This window comes from Chryseobacterium sp. 22543 (assembly GCF_052044565.1).
GTDB lineage: Bacteria > Bacteroidota > Bacteroidia > Flavobacteriales > Weeksellaceae > Chryseobacterium.
Genome location: NZ_JBQENH010000003.1, coordinates 524,090 through 548,990 on the forward strand (window position 1 = coordinate 524,090; position 24,901 = coordinate 548,990).

Sequence of the window (24,901 nt, forward strand, 5' to 3'; positions counted from 1 at the left end):
GGTTTTTTTTGATATACGATTATATATATCTGATAGTCAGGTTTTTATTTTTTACATTTTTTTTAAATTTTGTTTGGTGGTTGAGTAATTATTCATAAATTTGACTCGGTTATTATTATTTAGAATAATTAAAAACAAATATAAAAATTATTAGTTAACACCAAATTTTTTTTTAATGAATTCTACAGAAATTTTAGATAAAGACTGTTCAACAGTGGTAAAACTGCTTCCTACGGTCATAGAGGTCACCTCACAGGAGAGAAGAATGATAAAAGATGCGGCACTCCATCTTCAGAAAAAGTATGAAACATATGAAAACCGTGATTTTATTAAGCATGTACATCAGCTGGCGTCTTATTTTTTACCAGAGAGAATTTTAAATTTAGCGGCTGATTTTGCAAGTGACTTTTCAAAAAATCAATATGGTGCATTGATCTTTACCGGATTAATGGATATAGATCAGGAGAATATAGGTTCTACGCCTTCCAATTGGCAGTCGGCAGATTATTCAAAATTTAATTTATATGGTTTTGCGTGTGCTCTTATTCATGGAGCGCTGCCATCAAAGCCTGTACAATATTATTCACAGCGTAAAGGAGGTGGATTGATCCATGCCATCATTCCTGATGAAAAGATGAAAGAAACACAGACAGGATCGGGATCTTCAACAGATTTGTACGTACATACCGAAGATGCTTTTCTGAAACATCAGGCTGATTATTTAAGCTTTATGTATGTGAGAAATGAAGAACAGGTTCCTTCTACTCTTTACTCAATCCGCTCTCATGAGTCTATCGGTGAAAATTACAGACCTCTTTTTGATCGTATTTATAAAATCCCGAAAGATGCCAACCTGGAAACGGGAAATAGTGAAGAAGAGACATTAGATTCTGTTTTGTATGGAAATTATAGTCTTCCGTTTATGCGATTTGATGCTGCGGAACAGCTTTTCAATTCCAGCATAAGACAATCGGATGAAGCGCAAAGTACACTGCATGAGTTCTGGGAAGAAGCCAGACACTTGATTTATTCGGGATTTACACCTCAGGCAGGTGATGTTATTCTGGTTAATAATCACTTATGTGCTCACGGAAGATCTGCTTTCCGGGCAGGAGTAAGAAATATTGACGGAATAGAATATCCGTGTGAGAGAAGAATTATGCTTCGTATGATGAGTAAAGTGAGCCTTATTGATATGAGAGCTCATACCCTTACGGAAGATCCGTTCTTCGTTATAGAAGAGCATTTGGGTAAAAACTTTCAACAATTTTAATATGCTGGTTAGTTAGCATTTTGAACATCAATCAATCGTAAATCCTTTTTGGGCCTGGCTCAAAAAGGATTTTTTATAAATTTTAAAAACTTTACAAAACCACAAAAGTCACAAAAGCTTCTATATTAAAACAATTTAGTTTAATTAAGTAAGTTAAAATAATGCTGTAGAAAGGCTCACATTAAGATGAAAATCAAAGATTTTCGCAAAACTTAGGTGTACTTATTATGCATAAAAATTGGCTCTAAAAATTTAAGTATTAAAAACTTTTGTGTCTTTTGTGGTTAAAAATAATTAATGTAAAAGTTTAAACTGCTTTTTTGTGACAATTACTGTTTAAAAAATCTATCAAATAAAGACAATTGCTCAGACAATGATCTGCTCCAATATTCTGGAACATGGCCTCCCAAAGATTCGGTATAGAGATGCTGGATCTTCATTTCTGTCAGTTTTTTATGAAAATTTCTGTTCATGTTGATCATTTGAGTGTCTTCTGTACCGCAATCGAAAATATATTGCTGTCCAGCCTCGGTCATTAATTTTATTTTGCTGTCAGTAAGAAAAATGGGATTGATCGATTCCAGTGGCCCCAGAACTTTATTCACCATATATTTCTGATATCCTTCCCCAAACGAATTGAAATCCAGAGCTCCACAAGAACTTCCTACAATACCAAATGTCTTATTATAAGTAACTCCAATATTGGCTGCCCCATAGCCGCCCATACTCCATCCCATAATTCCCCGGAATTTTTTCTCAGATTTCACAGGATAATTTTTATCAATAAATTCTACCAGTTCTTTTCCGATAAAAGTCTGATATTGAGAATCCTTAACAACCGGGCTGTCTACATACCACGAACTGTAATTTCCATCCGGAAGTACATAGATTGTTTTCAATTCCTGAGCTTTTTTAACCAGATCAGGAATATCCTGTTTCATAATTCTGTCCGGATTACCGCTGAAACCATGAAGAATATAGACAGACGGATACTTCATATTAGGCTGAAGATTGGGTGTAATGATAACTGTTTTGATTTTTTTATTCATTTTCGGACTGAAAATTTCCTGATGAATAATTTTTTGTGCTGATAATGGGATAAATGCAGCCAGCACAAATACAATTTTGATGAGCTTCTTCATGTTAAAAAAGGTTTAATTAATGATAATCAAAGGTTTTTATTATAAAACATATAATGTACCAATGATCTTATGATAAAACAAAATTGCAACAGAAAAAGAAAAAAAGCCTCAACATATGTTGAAGCTTTTTAATTTAAATCCTTCTTGATCCGGCTAAGCTGTGTAGGCGTTATTCCAAGATAAGAAGCAATATGATGCTGTTTTAATCTGTTATACAATGATTTATTTTCAAATAACTGTAAATATCTTTTTTTTGCAGTTTCGTATTTCAGGGAAACTTCCAAAGGTTCTTTTTTCACTACCCAGTTTTTTTCCAGATAATACATATGAAAAAGAGCCAGATCATGATGCTTTTCAAGTAGTTCACGATAGGCTTTTGCAGGATATTGTATCACTGAACAGTCTTCCAGTGCAATAATATTGAAATCGCTCGGTTCATTTTTTATAATGGCGGCTGTAGAAGCTGCAAAACTGTTTTCTTCAAAGAAAATTTTATAAATATTATTTCCCTGTTCATCTACTGTATAATACCCTATCAATCCTGATTTGATAAAATAATAATACCTTGCCATAGAACCGGATTCCAGCAGAAGATCATTTTTGTGATAGTATTCTTCCGTACAGATATCCAGTAAATCCTGAATCGTTTCTTTGGATAAAGGATAATACTGATTGATATGCTTTACAAATTCTGAAATGTTCATTTGGTAATATTTTATCCTAACACGCAATTATCTTTGAAAATTTGTGCTATCTGTGGGCAAAAAAGGTTTAATCCAATGTTTTTTTCATCATCAGATCAGTCTGTTCTTCTTCTCCAAGTCTGAAAATGTGTTTATCAAATTCAACGAATCCGTTTTTTCTGTAGAAATGTAAAGCTCTCAGATTTTCTTCCCATACACCCAGCCACAGATAAGTTTTTTTAAGTTGCTGAGCAGTATCTAAAGCCTGATTATAAAGAAGCTGTCCTACTTTTTTCCCGTGATGGCTTTTCTTCACATAGATTCTTTCAATTTCCAGGCTGGTTTCGTCCTGAAGTTCTGTCTGCGCTTTGCCGGAATTGACTTTCAGGTAACCTACCGGATTGTCTTCTTCCCAGGCAATATAGAAAGAGGAGTCAGGATTATTCAACTCAGATTTTATCTTTTCAGTATTAAAGCTTTCTTCCAGATACTTTTTCATAGCCTCTTCTGTGTTATCTTCAGCGAATGTTTCTGAGAAGGTCTGAATTCCTAAGCTTTGTAAAGTTTCTAAGTCTTCAGCCACCGCTTTGTTTATGATAATTGAACTCATGATCGTAAGAATAAATGTTATGAGAAAAGAATTTTCTTAAAAGCTTCAGAAGCCAGATGTACCTGTACGCTCCAATCGTCTGCAGCGTCACTTCCGGCATCATCAGAAATATATTTCAAGCATAGAAACGGGATCTTTTCCTTTTGAGCAATCAATGCCAGTGGATAGGCTTCCATGTCTACAATATTATAATCGGTTTCGGAGTGGTTCATTTCAAAACTGTCACCACTGCCGCAAATTCCTTCTTTCAAAGTATCCATTTTAAGACCATATTCCAATACAGGCGGAACTCCGGATAGAGGGGTTTCATACAATTTAAATCCAAGTCCTCTTACATCCATATCCCTTTGGATGAACTTTGTACAGCATACTACTTCTCCCTTGTGAAATCCTTTACTTCCTGCAGAACCTAAATTTACAATCAGTTTAGGTTTTCTTGCGTGAATTTCTTTGGTTAATTCGATGGCGGCGTTTACCTTTCCGATGCCTGTAATTAATTTATTTTTGTCATTAAATACGGTTCCTGCTTCAGAATCCAATGCAAAAACAAAAAGGGTGTCATCAATTGAATAGTGAGTTTCGTTGTTAATTTTTATCATTGAGAAATCAGATTTATACAGCTGTGGCACTGCATTACAAAGATACGTTTCTTCTAATATATTAGATTAAAAACCCCAAAACAATTTATTTGTTTTGGGGTTCTGTTATCTTAAATACTGCATCCGTCAGCATCACAGGAAGCTCCGCTGCCACCGGAAAGATCCTTAAATGGACTTACGGTTTCTTTGTAAGTCTGCTGAAGTGCATTTTCAAACGCTTCTACAGGCTGAGCTCCGGAAACTGCATATTTACCATTCAGAACAAAGAAAGGAACTCCGGAAACCCCATTGTTTCTTGCTTCCTGAATATCCTGATTGACTTCATAATCCAAATTATCTGTTGTAACCGCCTGTTTTGCCTCCTCTTTATCAATTCCTAAATTTTCTGCAAGAGCAACCAAAACTTCAGTATCTCCTACATTTTTTCCGTCAATAAAATGAGCGATAAATAATGCCTCTTCCATTTCATTGGACTTATTGTGCTTTTTAGCCAAATGAAGCAATTTGTGGGCACTGAAAGTATTGGTAATCAGAGTTTTTCCAAAATCAAAATCAATTCCGGCTTCTTTTCCCATCTGGGTAACCTGACTAAGCATTTGTGTAGCCTGAGCTTCAGGAACTCCTTTCTTTTCTCTAAAATATTGAATAGTATCCTGAGTTTTTTTTTGATCTAAAGTTGGATCCAGCTGAAAACTTTTCCACTCCACTTCTACTTCATCTTTGAAAGGCAGCTTGTTTAAAGCCTGTTCAAAATTATTTTTTCCGATATAACAAAACGGACACATTACGTCCGACCAGATTTCTATTTTCATTGTATTTAATTTTAATTCAAATTAATAGAACAAAGGTAATGTATTTTATTTAATGTAACAAAAATTATTACAGTTTAATTCTGACAGCTGGACAATACCTGGCTGCGCTTTTCGAATATCCCTCTTAAGATCATCATCAGAAATGCAAGAAGCCCGAAAACAACACCTATCCATGGAATATACTCTACTCCTTTTGTAACGATTATCCATCCTCCGATTGTAGTTCCCACTGTCACACCCAGATTTCCGAACGATGTGGCAAGACTATTAGCAAATTCCAGTGATTCCGGTGCTGAAGAGATCATATAGGTAGATGCATTCAGAAAGCTAGGTGAATACAGAAATCCCCAGATTCCGATAACGGCAATCGTTGCCCATAAATTTCCATCAGAAAAATAGAGAAGAATGGGTACCAGAATGGTTCCGGAAAGAAAGATAGCGGTAGTTCCTGCCACATTTCTATTAAGCATTTTCCCGGCAATTCCATTAGCTATCACTCCAATAATTCCAAATAACAAAAGCATATAGCTTACCATTGAAATATCCATCCCTTTGGCTTTATTCAGATAATCTGCAAAATAGCTGTAGGTAGAAAACCATGCGGTAATCATGAAAAAGTTAGCCAGTGTACTCAGAATAAATGGAAGCTGCTTCAGGATTCTGACCTGATTTCCATAAGATTTTTTCTCTTTTACAGGCATCGCAGGAAGAAGAAAGTAAATGACTGCTAAAGCAATCAGACTTACTGCAGTCTGTATCATAAATGAGTACTCCCAGGACCAAAGCCCCGCAATCCATGTGGCAAAAGGAACCGTTGTAACCATAGCAATGGCAACTCCATTAAATACAATTCCCATCAGTTCATTTTTTTTCCGGTCATCAGCCTGGGAGACGGCCACAGATAACGCTGTTGCAATATATACAGGCTGGAGAAATGCCGGTAAAATCCTAACCAGCATCAGTAGCCAGAAAGGAGGTGAAAAAGAAGACACAAATCCTGTTATCAGAAACATGAAAATGGCTGTAAGCATTATTTTTTTACGATCAAAACCTGAGGTAAGTAAGGTCATGAAAGGTCCTGTAAGAGCGATAATTAATGCAAAAGCACTCAACAGATACCCCGCTTTGTCTATACTGATTTTATAATGTTCTGCAACTTGTGGAAGAATTCCGATGACCCCAAATTCTGTTGTAATAACGGCTATAAACCCCAGACATCCAATGTATGCGTATTTTTTCATTATACTTTTTCTCCAACAGAATTTAAATTTTGATGAGCAAAAGCAGCCATTTCACTTACGGCAGACTCTACTTCTTCCAGAATTTCTCCCATATGCATAAATCCGTGAACCATGTCTTTGTAGAAACTTGTTGTAAGTGCAACGCCTGCATTTTTCATATTTTCAGAAAGCTGTTTTCCGTCATCAAGCAAAGGATCATGTTCTGCAAGAATGACTAAAGTAGGTGGAGTTTCTTTAAAATCTTGTATTAAGACAGGAATCGCCAAAGGATTATCTTTTTCTTCGTTGGGAAGATACCAGTCCCATGCTTCTATACCCCCCTGTTTATTAAGAACCGGTCCGTTTTCATACGTTTCCCATGATTTTGAACTAAGCTGATTATCGGCTGCAGGATAAATTAACACCTGAAATTTCAAATGTTTGCCCATTTGGGTAGAAACAGCAGTAGCCAATGCTCCGCCGGCACTGTCTCCTATAATTCCTATTTTGTCAGGATCTATTCCTAAAGATTCTGCATTGGCTATTACCCACTTTATACCGTCAAGAGAATCGTTTAAGCCCGCTGGAAAAGGATGTTCCGGAGCAAGACGGTAATCTATAAAAATAACCACAGATCCGGTTTTATTAGCCAGTTTACGGACTACCGCATCATGGGTTTCGTATCCTCCAGCTATAAACCAGCCTCCGTGAATATAAATAATAGCCGATGAATTCTGAACATCCTTTCCGTTAGGACGGTAAATCCGAATGGGAATCTGATGGTTTTCCTGTTGGATATCCAATTCTTCGATCATTGAAACGGATTCTTTCTTACCACTAAGCTGAAGAGACATTGTTTCAAGGTATTTACGGGCTCCGTCTAAAGAATCCTGTGAATTGAAAGGTTGTATTTTTTCTAAATGATTTAAAATCTGTGTTATATTAGAGGTTAACTGCATTTTCATTTTTTATTTAAGTTACTATTGTTTTTGCAGGGAACGTGAGCGCTATTGTTCCTTACTGCCGCATATTTTCTGCTTTCTACGTGCAAAATTAAATCTCAAACCTTACATTTGCACTGTATACAGCTAAATGTATGGTACTAACAAATTTGTAAGTAATGGGAAAGCTAAAAGAAAATTCGACGAATAATATCAACAGACAGTATATACAAGGATGTGACCTGAGCTATGCTGTATGTAAAATCGGAGGCCGATGGAAACTGATTATTTTAAACAAACTAAAAGACGGAAAATTACGTTTCAGCGAACTTAGGAACTCTATTTCAGGAATAACGGAAAGAATGCTTACCCTACAGCTGAGAGAATTGGAAAAAGAAAACTTAGTAAAAAGGACTGTTTATGCAGAAGTTCCTCCAAGAGTAGATTATGAGCTTACAGATATTGCCCGGGAGCTGATCCCTATATGGAAACAGCTTGATGAATGGGGAGGAAAGCATAGGGAAATGATGCTTGCACTGGAAACAATTGAAGAATAAGAGATTTCGAAATTAAATAGGTTTGAAAATAAAAGGATCGGGATTTTATCAAAGATAAAATCCCGATCCTTAAACGTCTTAGAAATATAACAATTACATCTCTGCGTTTGCTCTATTTACCCTTTTTGAAAACAAAATATGAGCGATCAAAGCCAATACCCCAAATACCGTTCCTACAAGACATACGCCGCTCCATTGAGCCTTTTGCCATGCAACGGATGCCAGCCAGGTTCCGAGTGAGCCTCCGATGAAATAAGACACCATATACACTGTATTCAGTCTGTTTACAGCATTTGATTTGATCAGAAAATAATTGGTCTGGTTCATAATATGGCTGGACTGCACCCCAAGGTCTACAAGAATTACTCCTACAATGAGTCCCCAATAGGTTTCTCCGGCAAAATAAGTAAAGCCCCAGCTTCCGATAACGATCAATAAAGAATATAATATAATGCGGTTAATATCCAGATATTTTTGAAGCTTTCCCACTTTTGCGGCAGCTAAAGCACCTACAGCTCCTGCTAATCCAAAACTTCCTACAACAGATGATCCGGCATTAAAAGGTGGTTTCTCCATGTGAAAAACCAAAGTTGTAAACAATGCACACATAGACCCAAATGCCATTGCCCCGCGGAAAGATGCCAGCTGAAGAACGGGTTGTGTTCTGGCAAGTTGAGCAACAGAACGCATCAACTCTTTGTAAGTTCCTTTAAAATTAGGTGAAAGCTCAGGAAGCATTTTATATACAGCCAGCCATACCAGGATCATAAGTCCTGCCGCAATACCAAACATCGCTCGCCAGCCCCAGACTTCACCTACTATACCTCCTACAAAACGGGAAAGAAGAATTCCCAGTAACAGTCCGGACATTACCAATCCGATATTGGCCGATTTTTCTTTATCTGATGAAAGTTCTGCTGCAATAGGAACAAACAGTTGTGGAATAACCGATGTAGCTCCAATCAGCAGACTGGCAGCATACAGCATCCACAATTGAGTGGCAAAGGTCATCCACAAAAGGGATCCAAAAACAAGAAACAAGTCTATTAAAATCAATTTCTTACGGAAAAACTTATCACCCAACGGGACAATCAGCAACAGTCCCAATGCATAACCGATCTGAGTAAGTACAGAAATTTTACTTGCTGCGCTCTCAGAAACCTGCAGCTCTTCTGAAATAAGTGCCAGTAAAGGCTGATTATAATAATTGTTGGCAACTACCAGTCCGGAAATAACGGCCATAAGCCAGATAACAGTCCGGGAAATACCTTGGGAAGAACTCTCCTGCATTACGTATAAAGTTTTTATTTGAATTGAAAGGGGTCTGACGGCAGATCATAATGCATCCGTCAGATTTTTAAGAGATCAAAGATAATCATTAAAAAAAGAAATTATTCTTCCTGTGTCTTTACATTTCTAAGAATAATACAGGATTCTGCGGTAAGTAGAATGATTTCAACACCCTGTCTGTATGATTGTTTTTATTGATGATATATATCGATGGAAAACCTTTTGAATGTTAGAAATATTAAGGAAATTTGCAGCATGAAAATCATTCCGCTCAAAGAAGGCAATTTCTCAGCAAGCAAAACCAAAGACTTCACTCTTTTAACAGAAGAAAATTTTGATAAAGTTGGTGGAATCAAAATGTCTGTACAGCCTTTTCTTATCATCACTGAAAATGATTATATTCTTTTGGATGCCGGAATTGGCTGGAAAAATGAGTCCGGAGCAACTGTTATTTCAGAAATTCTGGAAAGAGAAAATATTCATCCTGATCAAATCACAAAGCTATTGCTGTCCCATCTTCACAAAGATCATATTGAAGGTGCAGTAACCGCTACTGATAATGGTTTTGAAGCCACTTTTCCGAATGCCCAGATTTATATACAGAAACGTGAACTGGATTTTGCCATGGAAAAGAAAGGTAATCCTTCTTTTGATTTTACTATTTTGGAACAGCTGATTCAGCTTCCCAATATTATCTGGATGAATGAAGACAAGGGACAAATCACAGATGAGATTTCCTATGAAGTGGCAGGAGGACACACTCCTTTTATGCAGGTTTTCTGGATCAGGCAAAATGGAGAAACTGTTTTCTATGGGGCTGATGATCTTCCGCAGGCCTCTTATTTAAAATACCATTTAGCCTATAAAAGTGATTTCGATGGCAGAAAAGCCATGGAATTACGCCTTAAATGGGAAAAGGAAGCAAGAGAAAGCCGTTGGAAAATTCTTCTCTATCATGATCTGGATAAAGCGGTAATAGAAATTTAAATAAAAAAAATGGTTTAAATTTCATTAAACCATTTATAAATATCAAATTCAGAAGGAATGTTGAGTTTTTTTCTGATCCTGTTTTTTCTGTTTTGTATCGCTTTGGGTGTTACAAAAATACAGGTTGCAATTTCCTTAGTGGTCATATTGAGCTTAAGATAAATACAAAAGATCAGTTCAGAATTTTTAAGGGCTGGCTGTATAGCAGATAACTTTTTAAAAAAATCAGGATGAACCAGTCTGAATTTATTCAGCAGACGAGGGGAATTTGCTTTGGCCAGGGCCATAATTTCGTCTTGTACAAGAATTTTCTGTTTCAAATCCTCTAAATTGGGTTCAGTTTTTCTATTTTTCATAATACTTTCTCATCTCTACGCATTTCAGATACCACATCTTTTGTGAATCTGTACAAAGTCATTTTTTTCTCTGCTCAATATGGTTTTTGCTAATTTAATATCGGGAACAAAATAATTTTTATGTATTCAAAATTTTATTGGTTTTCATTACTATAATACAACAATTCATAACGTATGGTTTGTATTTATTGAATGATTGTGTTAAAAAAATCACACCTATGAATTTTATTACATTTTTATACTGGCAAAGAAAGAAAAAATGATTAAAATTTTATAAAAACCGCGTACCACATAGATACCACGTTATATTTTAAACAAAAATATCTTAACTGCTTTTATCAGCCTGTTTCCCTTTATTTACGCATTAATTTTTGGTGGGATGTAAATGTAGTGGGTTATTGCCTTTACTTTTTATGATCTCAGTCAATGTTTTCCGGGCTATGCATGTGTAAAAAATGAATATATGTGGTATGTGAATGGTACCACATGATAAGAGAAATCAATAAAATTGATGTTCCTTTATTTTATAAATAAAATCACAACTATGATTATTGATAGTTTATTAATTTCTTTTGGAGTGGAAACCAGAACTTATCATACAGGCGAGATAATCTTTCATGAAGAAGAGCTCCCATCCCATTATTATCAGATTAAAAAAGGGAAAATTAAACTCAATAATTATACGGAAGACGGCAAAGAGTTTATTCAGAATATATTCTCAGACGGCCACAGCTTTGGTGAATCTCTACTGTTTGTAGACCGGCCTTATCCTATGAATGCTGTAGCGATAGAAGATTCCGTTATTTACAAAATGTCGAAGCAGAATTTTTTGGACCTGATCAAAAGTAACCCTGAAATTTCACTCAATATTTACGAATGTCTTGCTGAAAGAATGTATTACAAATATATCATGCTGTATAATCTTTCTTTCCAAAATCCCGTTGGTAAACTGAAACTGCTGATGGATTACCTGAAAAGTTATCATGAAGATAAAACGCTTTATTCTTTCCAGATTCCTCTTACCCGCCAGCAGCTGGCATCACTCACCGGATTACGTGTAGAAACAGTTATACGGACCATAAAGCAGATGGAGAAAGACCAGATTGTGAAAATAGAAAAACGAAAGATTTATTATTAAAAGTAAAAGCCGGAGAGATCCGGCTTTAATTATTTGTTGAACAATATATGTATTATTTTCTTCAAACTCTATAATCCTCTACTGATCAAGCTGTCTTTGAAATTCCTCCAGATATTTGGCAAGATGAAGACCATCAGCCAATCCGTGATGGGCTTCAATAGAAACTGGAAGATACTTTCTGCCGTCACGGATATTGAATCTTCCAAAAGCAATTTTAGGGACTGATTCTGTAGTATTAAAATCTGTAGGGTGTAATATAGCACTGAAGGAATTCCATGGAATAGTCGTGTGTCTTACGTGGTCTTTTCCCAGTCTTCCATTGCTTAATCTTAATCCTGAAGTCTGATGCACTCCTTTTATTTCCTCCTGCAGCGTTTCATTGAAGGTTTCAAAATCTTCTGAGAAAGGAGTAAATGAAAATCCGAAAGTCCCATCCGGTCTTCCAATCGTACTGCCGGCATGAACCGTATCAAACTGTATTACCTGACCATCGATAATTCTCAGTTTTAATTCATTCACAGTATTAATTGCGACCATAGACTTGTGAAAATAATAGGCAAAAAAAGAATATCCTTTTTCTTTCGCTGTGTCATACGCTTTTGTACAGTCTACCTCTGTTGTAAATCCAAAATAAGGGCTTGCCATTTTAGAAAAAAATTCAAAATGCTCTTTTCTGTTCCAGTTCTCTATATCTACAATCTTCATTGATTCTTATTTGCTGCAAATTTCTGAAAGTTTATCCGGTTTTAAAAGCTTATACATAAAAATATAATTAAAACTTAATTTGGTAAATCAGCTATTTGGTAGATATTTTGCTGCAAAATATGCGTATTTTACAATCTTATTTATAGATCTTCAGATAACTCCTTTTCATTCAGGAGCTTCACAACATAAAACTTAATTAATAACTACATAAAAATATAACAATGGAAAAAATCGGGTTCATCGGACTAGGAAATATGGGCCACCCTATGGCAAAGAATATTGAAAAAGCAGGATTTCCACTTTCGGTTTACAACAGAACTTCTGAAAAAGCCAGGGATTTTGAAGAGAAGTCTTCAGTCTATACCCAAATTAAAGATCTGGTACAAAACAACGATATTATATTCACAATGCTGACCAACGACAGTGCTGTAAAAGCCGTATATGAGGAAATTCTTTCTTTAGATATTCAAGGAAAACTCTTTATAGATATGAGTACTATTTCCCCGGAAGCCTCAAAAGAAACTGCAGCTGCCTTGAAAATAAAAGAAGCTTCCTTTATTGATGCTCCTGTAGCAGGCAGTACTCAACCTGCACAAGAAGGGACGCTAATCATTATGGCTGGAGGTGAAGAAAAAGACATCCAGCGCGCTATGCCCTATCTGTTGAAAATGGGGAAATCTGTGAAACATTTGGGTGAAAACGGAAAAGGAATCGCAGGAAAACTATCTATCAATTATTTTCTTTCCACCATTTATCAGGGACTGGCAGAAACTGTTTTACTGGCCGGAAAATTAGGCATTGAAAGGTCTGATATGCTGGAAATAATCAATGAAAGTGCCAGTGGAAGCGTTGCTACCAAAGTAAAAACATCTTTATTAATAGCAGACCAATATGCTCCGGCATTTGCTCTTGATCTGATGCTGAAAGATATTCTTCTTGCTAAAAATGCAGGCGCTGATTATCCTTTATCCGAAGCTTTGATTCAAACCTATCAAAATGCACACGACAAAGGCTTTGGTCAGGATGATGTTATCGGGATCATCAATTATTTAAAAACAATAGGATAAATAAGGAGATCATGAATTACAAAGGAAACCATTGGTCTGCAAGAAAAGTGGATCATATCTACATCGTCAGTCTTGACAACCGTTCTAATATTGCAGAAGCTTTAACGGACTTTATTCAAAACCAAAATATTCAGGCAGGAGAAGTGACCGGTATAGGGGCTGTGAGTGAAGCTACTCTACGATTCTTTAATCCTGCAACCAAAAAATATGTGGATAAGACTTTTAAAGAACAGATGGAGGTCACCAATATCTCCGGAAATATCTCTGAGATAGAAGGGAAACCGACTCTACACCTTCACATTACGTTGGGAAGAGAAGATTATACCGCTTTGGCCGGACATCTTTTAGAGGCAGAAATCCAGGGAGCAGCGGAATTCATTATATATCCGCTGGATACAAGAGTCGTAAAAATTAAAAATGAAGAAATAGGAATCAATCTCTATGATTTTGAAAAATAAAGCTCCAGTTGCAGTTGAAAGTGGTATTTTTGATAAAATATTTATTTGATGTTTGAGGTTCTGCTTTCCCATATCGAGAATAAAGTTGATATTACTGACGAACAGAAAAATCAGGTTCAGACTTTCTTTACCCTTAAAAAACTTCGTAGAAAACAATATCTTCTTCAGGAAGGAGATATCTGCAAATCGTTGTCTTTTGTAAGCAAAGGTCTGTTAAAATCTTATTTTCCGGATGAAAAAGGAAATGAACACATCAATATGTTTGCCTTTGAAGGCTGGTGGATCTCAGACTTCAACAGTTTTATCAATCAGGAAAAATCGGTACTGAATATTGATGCTGTTGAGGAAACAGAAGTATTGATGATCACCTTGGAAAATTATGAAAAAATGCTGTTGCAAATTCCTGTGATGGATCGTTATTTCAGAATTTTATATCAGAACAGCCTCGTTACAAAAGATTACAGACTCATTGTTTCCAACGGTTATACTGCTGAAGAAAAATATCTTCAACTGGCACAAAAGAACCCTGAAATGATCAAAAGAGTACCTCACAATCTTATCGCCTCTTATCTTGGTCTTGCTCCTGAAACCGTAAGCAGAATCCGTAAAAAGAATTCTTTAAACAACACTTGATCCAGATCAACCCGAATGCATGATCCAAATCAAGGATAAAAGCCTCTTATCATCCATAATTTTGTACAAGAAATTTTATAATACTTATGGAAAATATTGCATTGGTAGTAGGCGCTACCGGAATTACAGGAAGTAACCTCGCTGAGGAACTGATCGCTCAAAGCTGGACAACATATGGATTGTCCAGAAATCCAACCTCCAATATCCAGAGCCTTCATCCTGTTAAGGCAGACCTGATGAATGAACAGAATCTTGCTGAAGCCCTGGAAGGAATCTCTCCTACTCATATTTACTTTACCACATGGATGCGTAATGATACTGAAGAGGAAAATATCCGTGTCAACAGTATGCTTGTAAGAAATCTGTTAAATGTTTTATCTGCTAAAAAATCAGTGAAACATGTGGCTCTGGTTACAGGACTTAAACATTATCTGGGCCCATTTGAGGCTTATGCTAAAAAAGGAGTTTTACCGGAAACTCCTGTCAGAGAAGAACATCCAAGGCTTCCTCTTCCCAATTTTTATTATGCACAGGAGGATGAAGTGTACAAAGCTTCCGAAAGAGATGGCTTCACATGGAGCATTCACAGACCACACACGGTTGTTGGATACGCCGTGGGAAATCTGATGAATATCGGGACCACATTGGCTGTGTATGCCAGCATCTGTAAGGAAATAGGACGAAAATTTATCTGGCCGGGATCTGAGGCACAATGGAATGGCGTTTCGGATGTAACAGACGCAAGAGTTCTGGCTAAGCAATTGGTTTGGGCTTCCACCACAGAATCGGCCAAGAACCAGGCATTCAATATCACCAATGGAGATGTCTTCCGGTGGAAATGGTTATGGAAAAGGATGGCAGATTGGTTTGGTGTAGAAGCTGAAGGTTTTGACGGTACGATAAAACCTCTGGAAAAAGAACTGGAAAACGACCACGAAATCTGGACTGCAATTGCAGAAAAATACAATCTGAAAGAAAAAAATCTCAACCGTCTCTCTTCGGCATGGCATACCGATCTGGATCTGGGGAGACCTCTGGAAGTGATGTGTGATATGTCAAAAAGCAGAAAACTTGGTTTCACAGCTTATACCAGTACAGAAGATTCTTTTACAGATGTCTTTAAAAGATTAAAAGCTGAAAATATGATTCCTTAATAGAAATTATTGTTGGAAAACATAAAAACGCAGAAAAGTGTAACTCAGAGAGATTATGTAGGTTGAAATTTTATCGGAGATAAAATCTTTGCATCTTAAGAATATTTACACTGCCAAATTCTCTTTGTGTCTTTGCGTTTTCCAACAATTAATTAACTCTAATATTAAAAATTGTGTTTTTTTAATGATTTATACTAAACTTCTGTAGTCGTTACGCCAAATTTCTTTTTAAAAGAAGAATAAAAATGGGATAAATTCTCAAAACCCAGATCAAGATAAATATCTGAAGGCTTTTTATCCTTGTTTTTAATTAAATAATAGGCTTCCTTTAATCTTTTTTCCTTCAGCCATTGTTTGGGTGTCATCTGAAATGTTTTATTAAAATCCCTTTTAAATCCTGATAAACTGCGACCTGTAAGCTTGGCAAAAGCATCTACCGATACATTGAACATAAAATTTTTGTTCATAAACTCCGCAAGATCAATTTTATGAGGTTCTGAAAAATCAAAAAGCAGGTTTTTAAGATCAGGATTACTCAGCAAAAGGAGTTCTATGGCTTCTTTCACCTTTAAAGCTGATAATTTTGGAGGAATCTCCAGTGTTCTATTAATGTAAGGAATAAGAGATGTAAAATAGCTGGAAAAAAAATCGTTAGGCTCAAAAAACAACCGCTGATTCCCTGGAGAATTATTATGTACAGTTATTTTGTTTTCAGCCGCATACTGTCTCAGCGTTTCATCATCAAGCGTGATGGAGATAAACTGATACTTTTCATGCGCTGAAGGATATTTAATAGTCCTGATCAGTTGATTTTTTCTGACCAGAACTACTGTATTTTCTTTAATCACAGTCTTACCTTGCTCATGAAAAGCATGTGTTTCTCCGGAGATCTGAAATCCCAGAAAATGGTCCGGAATGAATTCTTCGTGACCTCTGTAGGACTCAAAAGCACATGAATAAACCAGTTTATCGAATATGATCTCAGAAGTGTTTTCCATGATACAAATATCTGAAATTTAAGCAATAGCCAAAGCGCCCGCCTCTGCAATTTCTTTATCCTGTTCGGGAGTTCCGCCTGATGAGCCTATCGCACCAATGATCTTTCCTTCTGTGTTTTTAAGGACAACACCGCCTGCAATAGTCAGAAGCCCATCATTTGAATTCAGCATACCGTAGCTGTGAATCCCGGCTTCCGAAATGATTTCTCCCATCACATCACTGTTTACTCCGAACATCACTGCTGTCTTTGCTTTTTTAACTGCAAAATCAATCACTCCATAAACACTGTCCAGTCTTGCCAATGCTACCAGGTGTCCTCCGGCATCCACCACGACAATGCTTACAGGAATATTCATAGATAACGCTTTTTCCTTTGCTCCATGCAGCGCTTTTTCAGCGGTTTTATAATTCAGTTCCATGATATTAGCTTTTTGCAGTCCATGCATCTGCCTGAAGCTGTTTTACGAAATCTTCAGTATCTTTTGGATGTACATTTCTGAAATGACTTTCATCATCTAATGCTACATTCACAATCACCTCTGCCATAGACTGTGGATCCAGCTGATGAGCTAATGATTCTGCAGTACCATCGAAAACTGAAGGTGGTGTAAAATTAGTTTCAGGGTTGTACCAACGGGAAATAGTATCTACCCCACGGTCATTAAATCCTGTTCCAAAAACACCCGGATTACAGGTAGCAATTTTAATATTAAACTGAGCCAATTCTGTTCTTAAACCTTCAGCTATGGATCCCATAGCATGCTTTGATGCACAATAAGCAGCTACATAAGGAACAGTCCATAGTTCACCCATAGAAGTTGTAAATACGATTTTCCCCGGTTTCTTTTGATCTATCCATTTTTTGATGAATCCCTGCGCCAGTTCCAACCCACCAAAGACGTTTACATCAAACATTGAACGGATTAAATCGATTGGCTGCTCGGCAATAGGCCCGCCCTCCATTATTCCTGCATTGCTGATTAAAATATCTATATCATATTTCCCATGAATATAAGCAATATCACGAGGATTGGTAACATCCAGTTTGTCTACTGTAATTTCTACTCCCTGTTCTTTTGCCTCTCTTATAAGGTCGCTCATCTGCGGGTAAACCTGTGCAGTAGCAATTACCTTGTGTCCTTTTTTTGCTAAATCAAATGCAGCAATCTTTCCGAATCCGCTTGCTGCACCTGTAATTAAAATTGTTTTACTCATTGTATTCTTTTTTTATGTTGGTACAAATTTCTAAGATTTCAGGAAGCTCAATATTGTTGCAGCGTTCAAATTTATATTGCTGAAAAGTTCAGATAATACAGCTAAAAGGAAAATGTTTTGCTAAATAAATACTCTTTAAAAATCATAAAAAAATATATTTATCGTTAGATTTGTAACTATTAAACTAAAAAACCATGTATGCTTAAAATTAAGACACTCTTTTTGATTTTTTTATCCACTTCTTCTTTTAGCTTTGCTCAAAACTGTACTTGTGAAAGCAATTTTCAGTGGGTAAAAAAAACATTTGAGGAAAATGATGCCGGATACCAATATGTAATCGATAAAAAAGGACTTCCTGCCTACCAGGCTCATAATAATGATTTTCTGAATAAGATTAAAAGTACAAAATCAGATACTGAATGCACTCAGACTATTTATGAATGGCTTAAATTTTTCAGAGCCGGTCATTTTTCTATTAAAATGATCGAAAAAGATAATCAGCAGCCTCAGCCAGTAACACACGAAAATAATAAAACTGAAACGGTAAAAATAGATATTGAAAAATTTAAAAAAGAAATTTTATCTAAAAAGGATTCTGATATTGAAGGTATCTGGGAAGTTCAGCCTTACACTATAGGAATTAAAAAAATCGGAGATGTTTATAAAGGTTTTATTATCCAATCCGGAGCAGAAAACTGGAAACCCTATGAATTGAAACTGAGCCTTACTACTGATAAAACAAAAGGAACTTACTATTTAAGAGACAAATCCGGACAGGAAATAACCAATGTCCGATTTATTGGAAAGAATTATCTTGAAATCAATGATTTTACCTTAAAAAGAGTTTCTCCAAAATTTGAAAGAGAAGAAAATATTGAGACTTATCTTGAAGCGGCCAGCGCAGAAAAGCCTTTTTTAAAAGAAATTAATAAAACTACCCTGCTTTTAAGAATTCCTTCCTTTAATGGAGCTTTGAAAAAAGATATAGACAGCGTGATTACAGCTAACCAATCTAAAATTGAAAGCACAGAAAATCTGATCATTGATATCAGAAATAATGGCGGCGGAAGCGACAACAGTTTTGCTAAAATCATTCCGTATCTCTACACTAATCCTATCAGAAGCGTAAGAACACAATTTTATTCTACAAAGCTGAATAACCAGAGAATGCTGGACTTTTATGAGAATTATCAGAAATATGGAATCCCGGCTGAAGAAAGAGAATATCTAAAGAAAGCCTACGACAAGTTAAGTCAGAATTTAGGCAAGTTTGTAAGCCTGCAGGATGATGGAAATATAGTAGGAATCAATAAAATGGATAAAATTTCACCGTATCCAAAAAATGTAGGAATTATCATCAATGAAAGGAATGGCAGTACCGCAGAAGAGTTTTTACTGGCAGCTAAACAAAGTAAAAAAGTAAAACTTTTTGGAACTACAACTGCTGGGGTTTTGGATATCTCCAATATGTATTTCCTTCCCTCTCCCTGTAATGAATTTAAACTCGGATATTCACTCTCTAAAAGCTTCCGTATTCCGGATATGGCCATTGACGGAAAAGGGATTCAACCGGATTATTACATAGACAAAACAATCCCTGATTATCAATGGATTGATCATGTAAGCAATATACTTAACGAAAAATAATATAGAAAAGCTGTTTCAGATTGAAACAGCTTTTCTATATTATTTTTCAGACATTCAATCATCAAAAAATTAACTGTTTATTGTAAATTGGTTAAGTTTTTGAAGCTTGTTCTATAAAACCAGTCACACCATTGAAATTAATCACATTTACAAAAAAAGGAATCTACTGTCCTCATGGAAAATTTTATATAGATCCGTGGAGACCCGTAGATATGGCGGTTATTACCCATGGCCACGCTGATCATGCCCGTTGGGGAATGAAAAAATACCTTTGCCATCATTTTACGAAACCCATTCTGCATCAAAGAATCGGAACTGATATTGAATGCCAGAGTCTGGAATATGGAGAAATTGTGACTATTAATGGCGTAAAGCTTTCTTTACATCCTGCTGGGCACATTATAGGTTCTGCACAAATCAGACTGGAATATAAAGGATATGTGACTGTTATTTCAGGGGATTACAAAGTTCAGAATGATGGATTGAGCACTCCTTTCGAGCTGGTGAAATGTAATGAATTCGTTACAGAAAGCACTTTTGGGCTGCCCATTTACAATTGGCTGGAAGTTCCGGATTTAAATAAAAAACTACAAAATTGGGTACTGAAGAATAAAGAAAATAATAAAACATCCGTCTTTATTGGCTATTCTTTAGGGAAGGCCCAGCGCATTATGAAGGCGGTAGAAGACCTTGGAAAAATATACGTCCACTATTCTATCGGAAAACTGAATGAAGCTTTTGAAACAGTAGGAATCGACCTTCCGGACTATACCATAGCAGATTTCAGGGAACGTCCAAAAGAGATGGAACATGAAATTGTAATTGTTCCTCCTGCTTTACTTGACAGTAATATCATCAAAAAAATTCCTGATCCTGCTACGGCAATATGTTCCGGCTGGATGCAGGTTCGCGGTGCCAGAAGATGGCGGAGTGCAGATGCAGGCTTTGCCATGAGTGACCATGCAGACTGGAAGGGATTATTACAAACTGTAAAGGCTACGGAAGCCGAACTCGTACATGTTACCCACGGACAGACTGAAGTTTTTTCAAAATACCTGAATGAAATCGGAGTCCGGGCAGATGTTGTGGAAACTTTATTTGGAGAAGACGAAGAAGAATCTGAAAAAGAAATCATAGAAAATCCCGAATCATGAGACATTTTGCAGACCTTATCAATGCTTTGGAAACGACCAATAAGACCAATGCTAAAATTGATGCCATCATTGATTATCTGGAACGTGCTCCTGATGAAGATAAAGTATGGTTTATCGCCTTGTTTACAGGGAAAAGACCCAAGAGAAATGTGAATACCAATTACATGAAAGTATGGGCTCTGGAAATTACAAAACTTCCTTACTGGCTGTTTCAGGAATCTTATTCTTCCGTGGGTGATCTTGGGGAAACATTATCATTGATTCTTCCACCCCCGCAGGAAAATATAGAGCGTACCTTATCAGAATGGATGAATGATATTGTCGGTTTAAAAGGGAAAACAGATACAGAAAAAAAAGAATTTGTGTTGAATTCATGGAATGGCTTGGACTATACTGAACGTCTGATTTTCAATAAATTAATTGGTGGAAGTTTCAGAATCGGGGTATCAGATAAAACCTTGATCAATGCTCTGACAAAATTTTCCGGCCAGGAATCAAGTGCACTGATGCATAGCTTAATGGGAAAATGGCTGCCAGATGAAGTCTCTTTTAAAGAGCTTATTGATGCTGAAAATGTAAACCCTGACAACTCAAAACCTTATCCCTTCTGCCTTGCTTACCCTTTGGAAAAGGAAACTGAAGAACTTGGAAATCCTGATGAATGGCTGGTGGAATACAAATGGGACGGAATACGCGGACAGATTATCCGTAGAAATGATGAAGTCTTCATCTGGTCCAGAGGAGAAGAGCTCATCACAGAACAATTTCCGGAGATCACAGAAGTAGTAAAAGCCATGAAAGGCAACTTTGTAATTGATGGAGAAATACTTGCGGTAAAAGATGATAAAGTATTAAATTTTAATGAATTACAAAAAAGATTAAACAGAAAAACTTTAACTAAAAAAATGCTGTCGGAAATTCCTATAGAAGTCTTTGCTTACGATTTATTAGAGCTTGAAAATAACGATCTGAGAGAAAAACCCATCTCTGCAAGAAGAGCTTTGCTCGAAGAATTATTATTAAATGAAGTGCCTCAGAACATCAGCATCTCCAAAAGTCTTGACTTTGAAAAATGGGAAGAACTGGATTCTCTTCGTGAAAATTCAAGAGAAGTAAACAGTGAAGGATTGATGTTAAAACAAAAAAACTCACCCTACCATTCCGGCCGGAAAAAAGGCGACTGGTGGAAATGGAAAATCAATCCGTTTACTATTGATGCAGTGCTTATTTATGCCCAGAAAGGAAGCGGCAGACGAAGTGCCTACTATACAGATTATACTTTTGCTGTAAAAAACGGAGATACTCTGGTTACTATAGCCAAAGCTTATTCCGGACTTACTGATAAAGAAATTATGGAAGTAAGCAGATTTGTGACCAAAAATGCCATTGAGAAATTTGGCCCTGTGAGAACTGTAAAAGCAGAACTGGTCTTTGAAATTGCCTTTGAAGGAATAGGTTTCAGCAACCGCCACAAAAGCGGTGTTGCTTTAAGATTTCCGAGAATTGTACGATGGCGGAAGGATAAAACTGTGGATGAAATTGACTCTCTTGAAGAAATTAAAAAATTAATACAATAATATTTTAACGCAAAGACGCTAAGTTTTCATGTTGTTTTTAATGTTTTTTGATCGCAAAGGCACTGCGTTCAGCCATAATAAAGTATAGTCTTCGCTAAGTAAAACGCCTTTGCGATCGAAAAACATTAAAAACGAATATAAACTCTTAGCGTCTATTGCGTTAACATTTAAATCAAAATATAAATTGGCAGCTTTTGAACATACCGACGGATTTAAGATCATCCAACAATGGATGACCGATAAAGGTATTGCCCCTTTTAAATTCCAGTTGGAAACCTGGAAGAAATTTGGAAACGGCTACAGCGGAATGGTCGTAGCTCCTACCGGTTTCGGAAAAACTTTTTCGGTCTTTTTAGCCTTAGTTTCAGACTTCCTGAATCATCCTGAAAGCTATAAAAAAGGCTTGAAAATGATCTGGATTACTCCACTCCGATCTTTATCCAAAGATATTGCGAAAGCCATGCAGGAGGCTATTGATGAAATAGGACTCGATTGGACTGTAGGCGTAAGAAACGGAGATACCGATCCGAAAGTACGACAGCAGCAGATAAAGAAAATGCCCGAAATTCTGGTTGTAACTCCGGAAAGCCTCCATTTGCTTCTCGCTCAGAAAAATAATGAACCTTTTTTCAGAGATATGAAATGTGTCGCTGTGGATGAGTGGCATGAATTACTGGGTTCAAAACGTGGGGTTATGGTGGAACTCGCCATTTCCCAGCTTAGGAAATATGTTCCCAAGATTAAAATCTGGGGGATTACAGCGACCATCGGAAATCTGGATGAAGCCATGGAAGTTCTTATTCCTTATGAGAGCAAAAAGACAAAAATCACAGCCAAAGAGCACAAAAAGATAGATATTCTCCCGGTTTTTCCGGATGAAATCGAAATATTACCCTGGGCAGGGCACCTCGGAAACAAACTCGCAGATAAAGTTGTTCCGATTATTCTTGAATCAAAATCCACCATTGTATTTACGAATACAAGAAGCCAGAGTGAAATGTGGTATCAGCTTTTGCTGGATGCTCACCCTGATTTTGCAGGACAGATCGCGATTCATCACAGTTCCATTGATGCCCATTTGAGAATCTGGATTGAAGAAAATCTAAGTTCCGGCAAATTAAAAGCAGTGGTCTCCACATCATCGCTGGATCTTGGTATTGATTTTAAACCTGTGGATACTGTTATTCAGGTAGGATCCGCCAAAGGTGTTGCGCGGTTCCTTCAAAGAGCAGGACGCAGTGGGCACTCCCCTTTTGAAACCTCCAGAATCTATTGTGTTCCCACCCATTCTTTGGAACTGATTGAAGTTTCTGCTTTAAAAGAAGCTGTAAAACAGAAAGTCGTTGAGCCCAGAGAACCACAGGTCTTATGTTTTGATGTTTTGGTTCAGTTTCTGATGACACTTGCCGTTGGCGATGGTTTTTATCCTGATGAACTCTATGAAAGAATCAAAAAAGTTTATGCCTTCCAGGAAATACTCGATGAAGAATGGAAAAGTATTCTTGAATTTCTTACCATTGGCGGCAGTGTGTTGAAAAGCTATGAAGAGTTTCATAAGGTTGTCATTATGGAAGATGGTCTTTATAAAGTCACTTCAAGAAAGATCGCTATGCTTCACCGGATGAATATGGGTGTGATTGTAAGTGATGCTATGCTGAAGGTGAAATTTATTTCCGGAGGGTATATCGGAATGATTGAAGAATATTTTATTTCAAAATTGAAAAAAGAGGAAAAATTTATTCTGGCCGGGCGCACGCTGGAGGTTGCAATGATCAAAGATATGACCGTTTATGTAAGAGCAGCCAAAGGAAGAGCACTGGTTCCGAGTTATCTTGGCGGAAGATTGCCTTTAAGTACCAATCTGGGACATTTTTTAAGAGAAAAGCTCTCCCATGCCTTAAACCCGAAAGCTTCCGAAAAAGAACTGAAATTTTTACATCCATTGCTCATCAATCAGGAAAAGAACTCTCATATCCCCAAAGAAGGCGAATTCCTGGTGGAAATGATTAAAAACCGTGAAGGATATCATTTGTTTATGTATCCTTTTGAAGGCCGTCTGGTGCATGAAGTAATGGCCGCACTGATTGCCTATCGTATCTCAAAACTGGCCCCTATTTCCTTTTCGATGGCAATGAATGATTATGGATTCGAGCTGTTCAGTGATAAAGAAATACCGCTTAATGAAGATAATCTGCAGCAGATTTTAACCAGAGATAATCTGATGAACGATGTGATTGCAAGTATCAATTCTGCTGAAATGGCGAGAAGAAAATTCAGAGATATTGCCGTAATTTCAGGAATGGTAATTCAAAACTATGCCGGGCAGCAGCGCTCCAACAAATCATTGCAGAGTTCAGCCGGGCTTATTTTTAAAGTACTGGAAGAACATGATTCCAATCATTTTTTAATAAAACAGGCCTATACGGAAGTCTTTAACATGCAACTTCAGGAACAGCGGCTTGTAGAAGCTTTTAAAAGGATTGAAAAGTCTGAAATTATTCTAAAACATTCCCGTTCCTTTACTCCACTCAGTTTCCCGATCAAAGTAGACAGTCTGAGACAAACACTTTCCAGTGAAGGACTTGATGCAAGAATTAAAAGAATGCTGAAACTCTCCAATATAAGTGATATTTCGTAAATAAATTCAGTGAAATTTAATCTTATTCTTAGCCTAATATTCTAAG

At 36.7% G+C, this 24,901-nt stretch carries 25 protein-coding genes; 12 read left to right on the forward strand and 13 right to left on the reverse strand.

Features of this window, described 5'->3' with window-relative positions; translation table 11 throughout:
- Positions 1-175 precede the first annotated feature (175 nt).
- A complete protein-coding gene (locus ACTJIP_RS13170) occupies positions 176-1,273 on the forward strand; it encodes a TauD/TfdA family dioxygenase (protein ID WP_219072684.1) in 1,098 nt (365 codons plus the stop codon).
- Between the two features lie 329 nt (positions 1,274-1,602).
- On the opposite strand, the gene ACTJIP_RS13175 is transcribed toward ACTJIP_RS13170, so the two are convergent.
- From ACTJIP_RS13175 to ACTJIP_RS13205, 7 genes are all read right to left on the reverse strand, one after another.
- Positions 1,603-2,415 (reverse strand): alpha/beta hydrolase, encoded by an 813-nt coding sequence (locus ACTJIP_RS13175; RefSeq protein WP_219072683.1) that lies wholly within the window; start codon positions 2,413-2,415, stop codon positions 1,603-1,605.
- Positions 2,416-2,543: 128 nt separating this feature from the next.
- Entirely contained in the window at positions 2,544-3,119 is a 576-nt protein-coding gene (locus ACTJIP_RS13180; protein WP_077417410.1) for a Crp/Fnr family transcriptional regulator, read from the reverse strand.
- Between the two features lie 67 nt (positions 3,120-3,186).
- On the reverse strand, positions 3,187-3,708 hold the full coding sequence (locus ACTJIP_RS13185) for a GNAT family N-acetyltransferase (protein WP_219072682.1): 522 nt from the start codon (positions 3,706-3,708) through the stop codon (positions 3,187-3,189).
- Positions 3,709-3,725: 17 nt separating this feature from the next.
- Positions 3,726-4,307, reverse strand: coding sequence for a 5'-methylthioadenosine/S-adenosylhomocysteine nucleosidase family protein (locus ACTJIP_RS13190; protein WP_180563740.1), 582 nt, complete (start codon positions 4,305-4,307; stop codon positions 3,726-3,728).
- A 110-nt stretch (positions 4,308-4,417) separates the two neighbouring features.
- Positions 4,418-5,119, reverse strand: a complete 702-nt coding sequence (locus ACTJIP_RS13195; protein ID WP_180563739.1) for a DsbA family oxidoreductase — start codon at positions 5,117-5,119, stop codon at positions 4,418-4,420.
- Positions 5,120-5,193: 74 nt separating this feature from the next.
- Positions 5,194-6,360: an MFS transporter gene (locus tag ACTJIP_RS13200; protein WP_440704692.1), complete on the reverse strand. Its 1,167-nt coding sequence runs from the start codon at positions 6,358-6,360 to the stop codon at positions 5,194-5,196.
- The gene (locus ACTJIP_RS13205) at positions 6,360-7,304 is read right to left on the reverse strand and encodes an alpha/beta hydrolase (RefSeq protein ID WP_257468908.1); all 945 of its coding nucleotides are present in this window, start codon (positions 7,302-7,304) and stop codon (positions 6,360-6,362) included. The genes ACTJIP_RS13200 and ACTJIP_RS13205 overlap by 1 nt, the downstream gene beginning before the upstream one ends.
- A 155-nt stretch (positions 7,305-7,459) precedes the next feature.
- On the opposite strand from ACTJIP_RS13205, the gene ACTJIP_RS13210 reads away from it, so the two are divergent.
- Positions 7,460-7,837, forward strand: coding sequence for a winged helix-turn-helix transcriptional regulator (locus ACTJIP_RS13210; RefSeq protein ID WP_180563737.1), 378 nt, complete (start codon positions 7,460-7,462; stop codon positions 7,835-7,837).
- Positions 7,838-7,930: 93 nt separating this feature from the next.
- Here ACTJIP_RS13210 and ACTJIP_RS13215 read toward each other — a convergent pair whose 3' ends face one another.
- Positions 7,931-9,127 (reverse strand): MFS transporter, encoded by a 1,197-nt coding sequence (locus tag ACTJIP_RS13215; RefSeq protein ID WP_077417419.1) that lies wholly within the window; start codon positions 9,125-9,127, stop codon positions 7,931-7,933.
- Between the two features lie 255 nt (positions 9,128-9,382).
- On the opposite strand from ACTJIP_RS13215, the gene ACTJIP_RS13220 reads away from it, so the two are divergent.
- Entirely contained in the window at positions 9,383-10,114 is a 732-nt protein-coding gene (locus tag ACTJIP_RS13220; RefSeq protein ID WP_440704693.1) for an MBL fold metallo-hydrolase, read from the forward strand.
- 14 nt (positions 10,115-10,128) lie between these two features.
- On the opposite strand, the gene ACTJIP_RS13225 is transcribed toward ACTJIP_RS13220, so the two are convergent.
- Positions 10,129-10,470, reverse strand: coding sequence for a helix-turn-helix transcriptional regulator (locus tag ACTJIP_RS13225; protein WP_077417421.1), 342 nt, complete (start codon positions 10,468-10,470; stop codon positions 10,129-10,131).
- A 544-nt stretch (positions 10,471-11,014) separates the two neighbouring features.
- Here ACTJIP_RS13225 and ACTJIP_RS13230 point away from each other — a divergent pair.
- Positions 11,015-11,608: a Crp/Fnr family transcriptional regulator gene (locus ACTJIP_RS13230; RefSeq protein WP_077417422.1), complete on the forward strand. Its 594-nt coding sequence runs from the start codon at positions 11,015-11,017 to the stop codon at positions 11,606-11,608.
- A 78-nt stretch (positions 11,609-11,686) separates the two neighbouring features.
- Here ACTJIP_RS13230 and ACTJIP_RS13235 read toward each other — a convergent pair whose 3' ends face one another.
- Positions 11,687-12,313 (reverse strand): chloramphenicol acetyltransferase, encoded by a 627-nt coding sequence (locus tag ACTJIP_RS13235; RefSeq protein ID WP_077417424.1) that lies wholly within the window; start codon positions 12,311-12,313, stop codon positions 11,687-11,689.
- A 221-nt stretch (positions 12,314-12,534) separates the two neighbouring features.
- On the opposite strand from ACTJIP_RS13235, the gene ACTJIP_RS13240 reads away from it, so the two are divergent.
- From ACTJIP_RS13240 to ACTJIP_RS13255, 4 genes are all read left to right on the forward strand, one after another.
- On the forward strand, positions 12,535-13,380 hold the full coding sequence (locus ACTJIP_RS13240; RefSeq protein ID WP_440704694.1) for an NAD(P)-dependent oxidoreductase: 846 nt from the start codon (positions 12,535-12,537) through the stop codon (positions 13,378-13,380).
- 11 nt (positions 13,381-13,391) lie between these two features.
- Complete coding sequence (locus ACTJIP_RS13245; protein ID WP_440704695.1) at positions 13,392-13,838, forward strand: PPC domain-containing DNA-binding protein; 447 nt, start codon at positions 13,392-13,394, stop codon at positions 13,836-13,838.
- Positions 13,839-13,886: 48 nt separating this feature from the next.
- Positions 13,887-14,471: a Crp/Fnr family transcriptional regulator gene (locus ACTJIP_RS13250; protein ID WP_077417430.1), complete on the forward strand. Its 585-nt coding sequence runs from the start codon at positions 13,887-13,889 to the stop codon at positions 14,469-14,471.
- Between the two features lie 86 nt (positions 14,472-14,557).
- A complete protein-coding gene (locus tag ACTJIP_RS13255; protein WP_077417432.1) occupies positions 14,558-15,625 on the forward strand; it encodes an SDR family oxidoreductase in 1,068 nt (355 codons plus the stop codon).
- Positions 15,626-15,819: 194 nt separating this feature from the next.
- Here ACTJIP_RS13255 and ACTJIP_RS13260 read toward each other — a convergent pair whose 3' ends face one another.
- From ACTJIP_RS13260 to ACTJIP_RS13270, 3 genes are read right to left on the reverse strand one after another with little or no spacing between them, the layout of a single operon-like run.
- The gene (locus tag ACTJIP_RS13260; RefSeq protein WP_077417434.1) at positions 15,820-16,623 is read right to left on the reverse strand and encodes a helix-turn-helix domain-containing protein; all 804 of its coding nucleotides are present in this window, start codon (positions 16,621-16,623) and stop codon (positions 15,820-15,822) included.
- 18 nt (positions 16,624-16,641) lie between these two features.
- Positions 16,642-17,043, reverse strand: a complete 402-nt coding sequence (locus ACTJIP_RS13265; RefSeq protein ID WP_077418092.1) for a GlcG/HbpS family heme-binding protein — start codon at positions 17,041-17,043, stop codon at positions 16,642-16,644.
- A 4-nt stretch (positions 17,044-17,047) separates the two neighbouring features.
- Positions 17,048-17,839 carry an SDR family oxidoreductase gene (locus ACTJIP_RS13270; protein ID WP_180563732.1) on the reverse strand — a complete coding sequence of 264 codons (792 nt, stop codon included), beginning with the start codon at positions 17,837-17,839 and terminating at the stop codon, positions 17,048-17,050.
- Positions 17,840-18,037: 198 nt separating this feature from the next.
- Between ACTJIP_RS13270 and ACTJIP_RS13275 the strand changes: the two genes are divergently transcribed.
- The 4 genes from ACTJIP_RS13275 to ACTJIP_RS13290 all read left to right on the forward strand — a co-directional run bounded on the left by ACTJIP_RS13275 (position 18,038) and on the right by ACTJIP_RS13290 (position 24,855).
- Positions 18,038-19,486 (forward strand): S41 family peptidase, encoded by a 1,449-nt coding sequence (locus ACTJIP_RS13275; RefSeq protein WP_077417438.1) that lies wholly within the window; start codon positions 18,038-18,040, stop codon positions 19,484-19,486.
- Between the two features lie 131 nt (positions 19,487-19,617).
- Positions 19,618-20,640: a ligase-associated DNA damage response exonuclease gene (locus ACTJIP_RS13280; protein WP_180563730.1), complete on the forward strand. Its 1,023-nt coding sequence runs from the start codon at positions 19,618-19,620 to the stop codon at positions 20,638-20,640.
- Positions 20,637-22,217, forward strand: coding sequence for an ATP-dependent DNA ligase (locus tag ACTJIP_RS13285; RefSeq protein ID WP_077417442.1), 1,581 nt, complete (start codon positions 20,637-20,639; stop codon positions 22,215-22,217). The genes ACTJIP_RS13280 and ACTJIP_RS13285 overlap by 4 nt, the downstream gene beginning before the upstream one ends.
- 184 nt (positions 22,218-22,401) lie before the next feature.
- On the forward strand, positions 22,402-24,855 hold the full coding sequence (locus ACTJIP_RS13290) for a ligase-associated DNA damage response DEXH box helicase (RefSeq protein WP_077417444.1): 2,454 nt from the start codon (positions 22,402-22,404) through the stop codon (positions 24,853-24,855).
- The last annotated feature ends 46 nt before the right edge of the window (positions 24,856-24,901 follow it).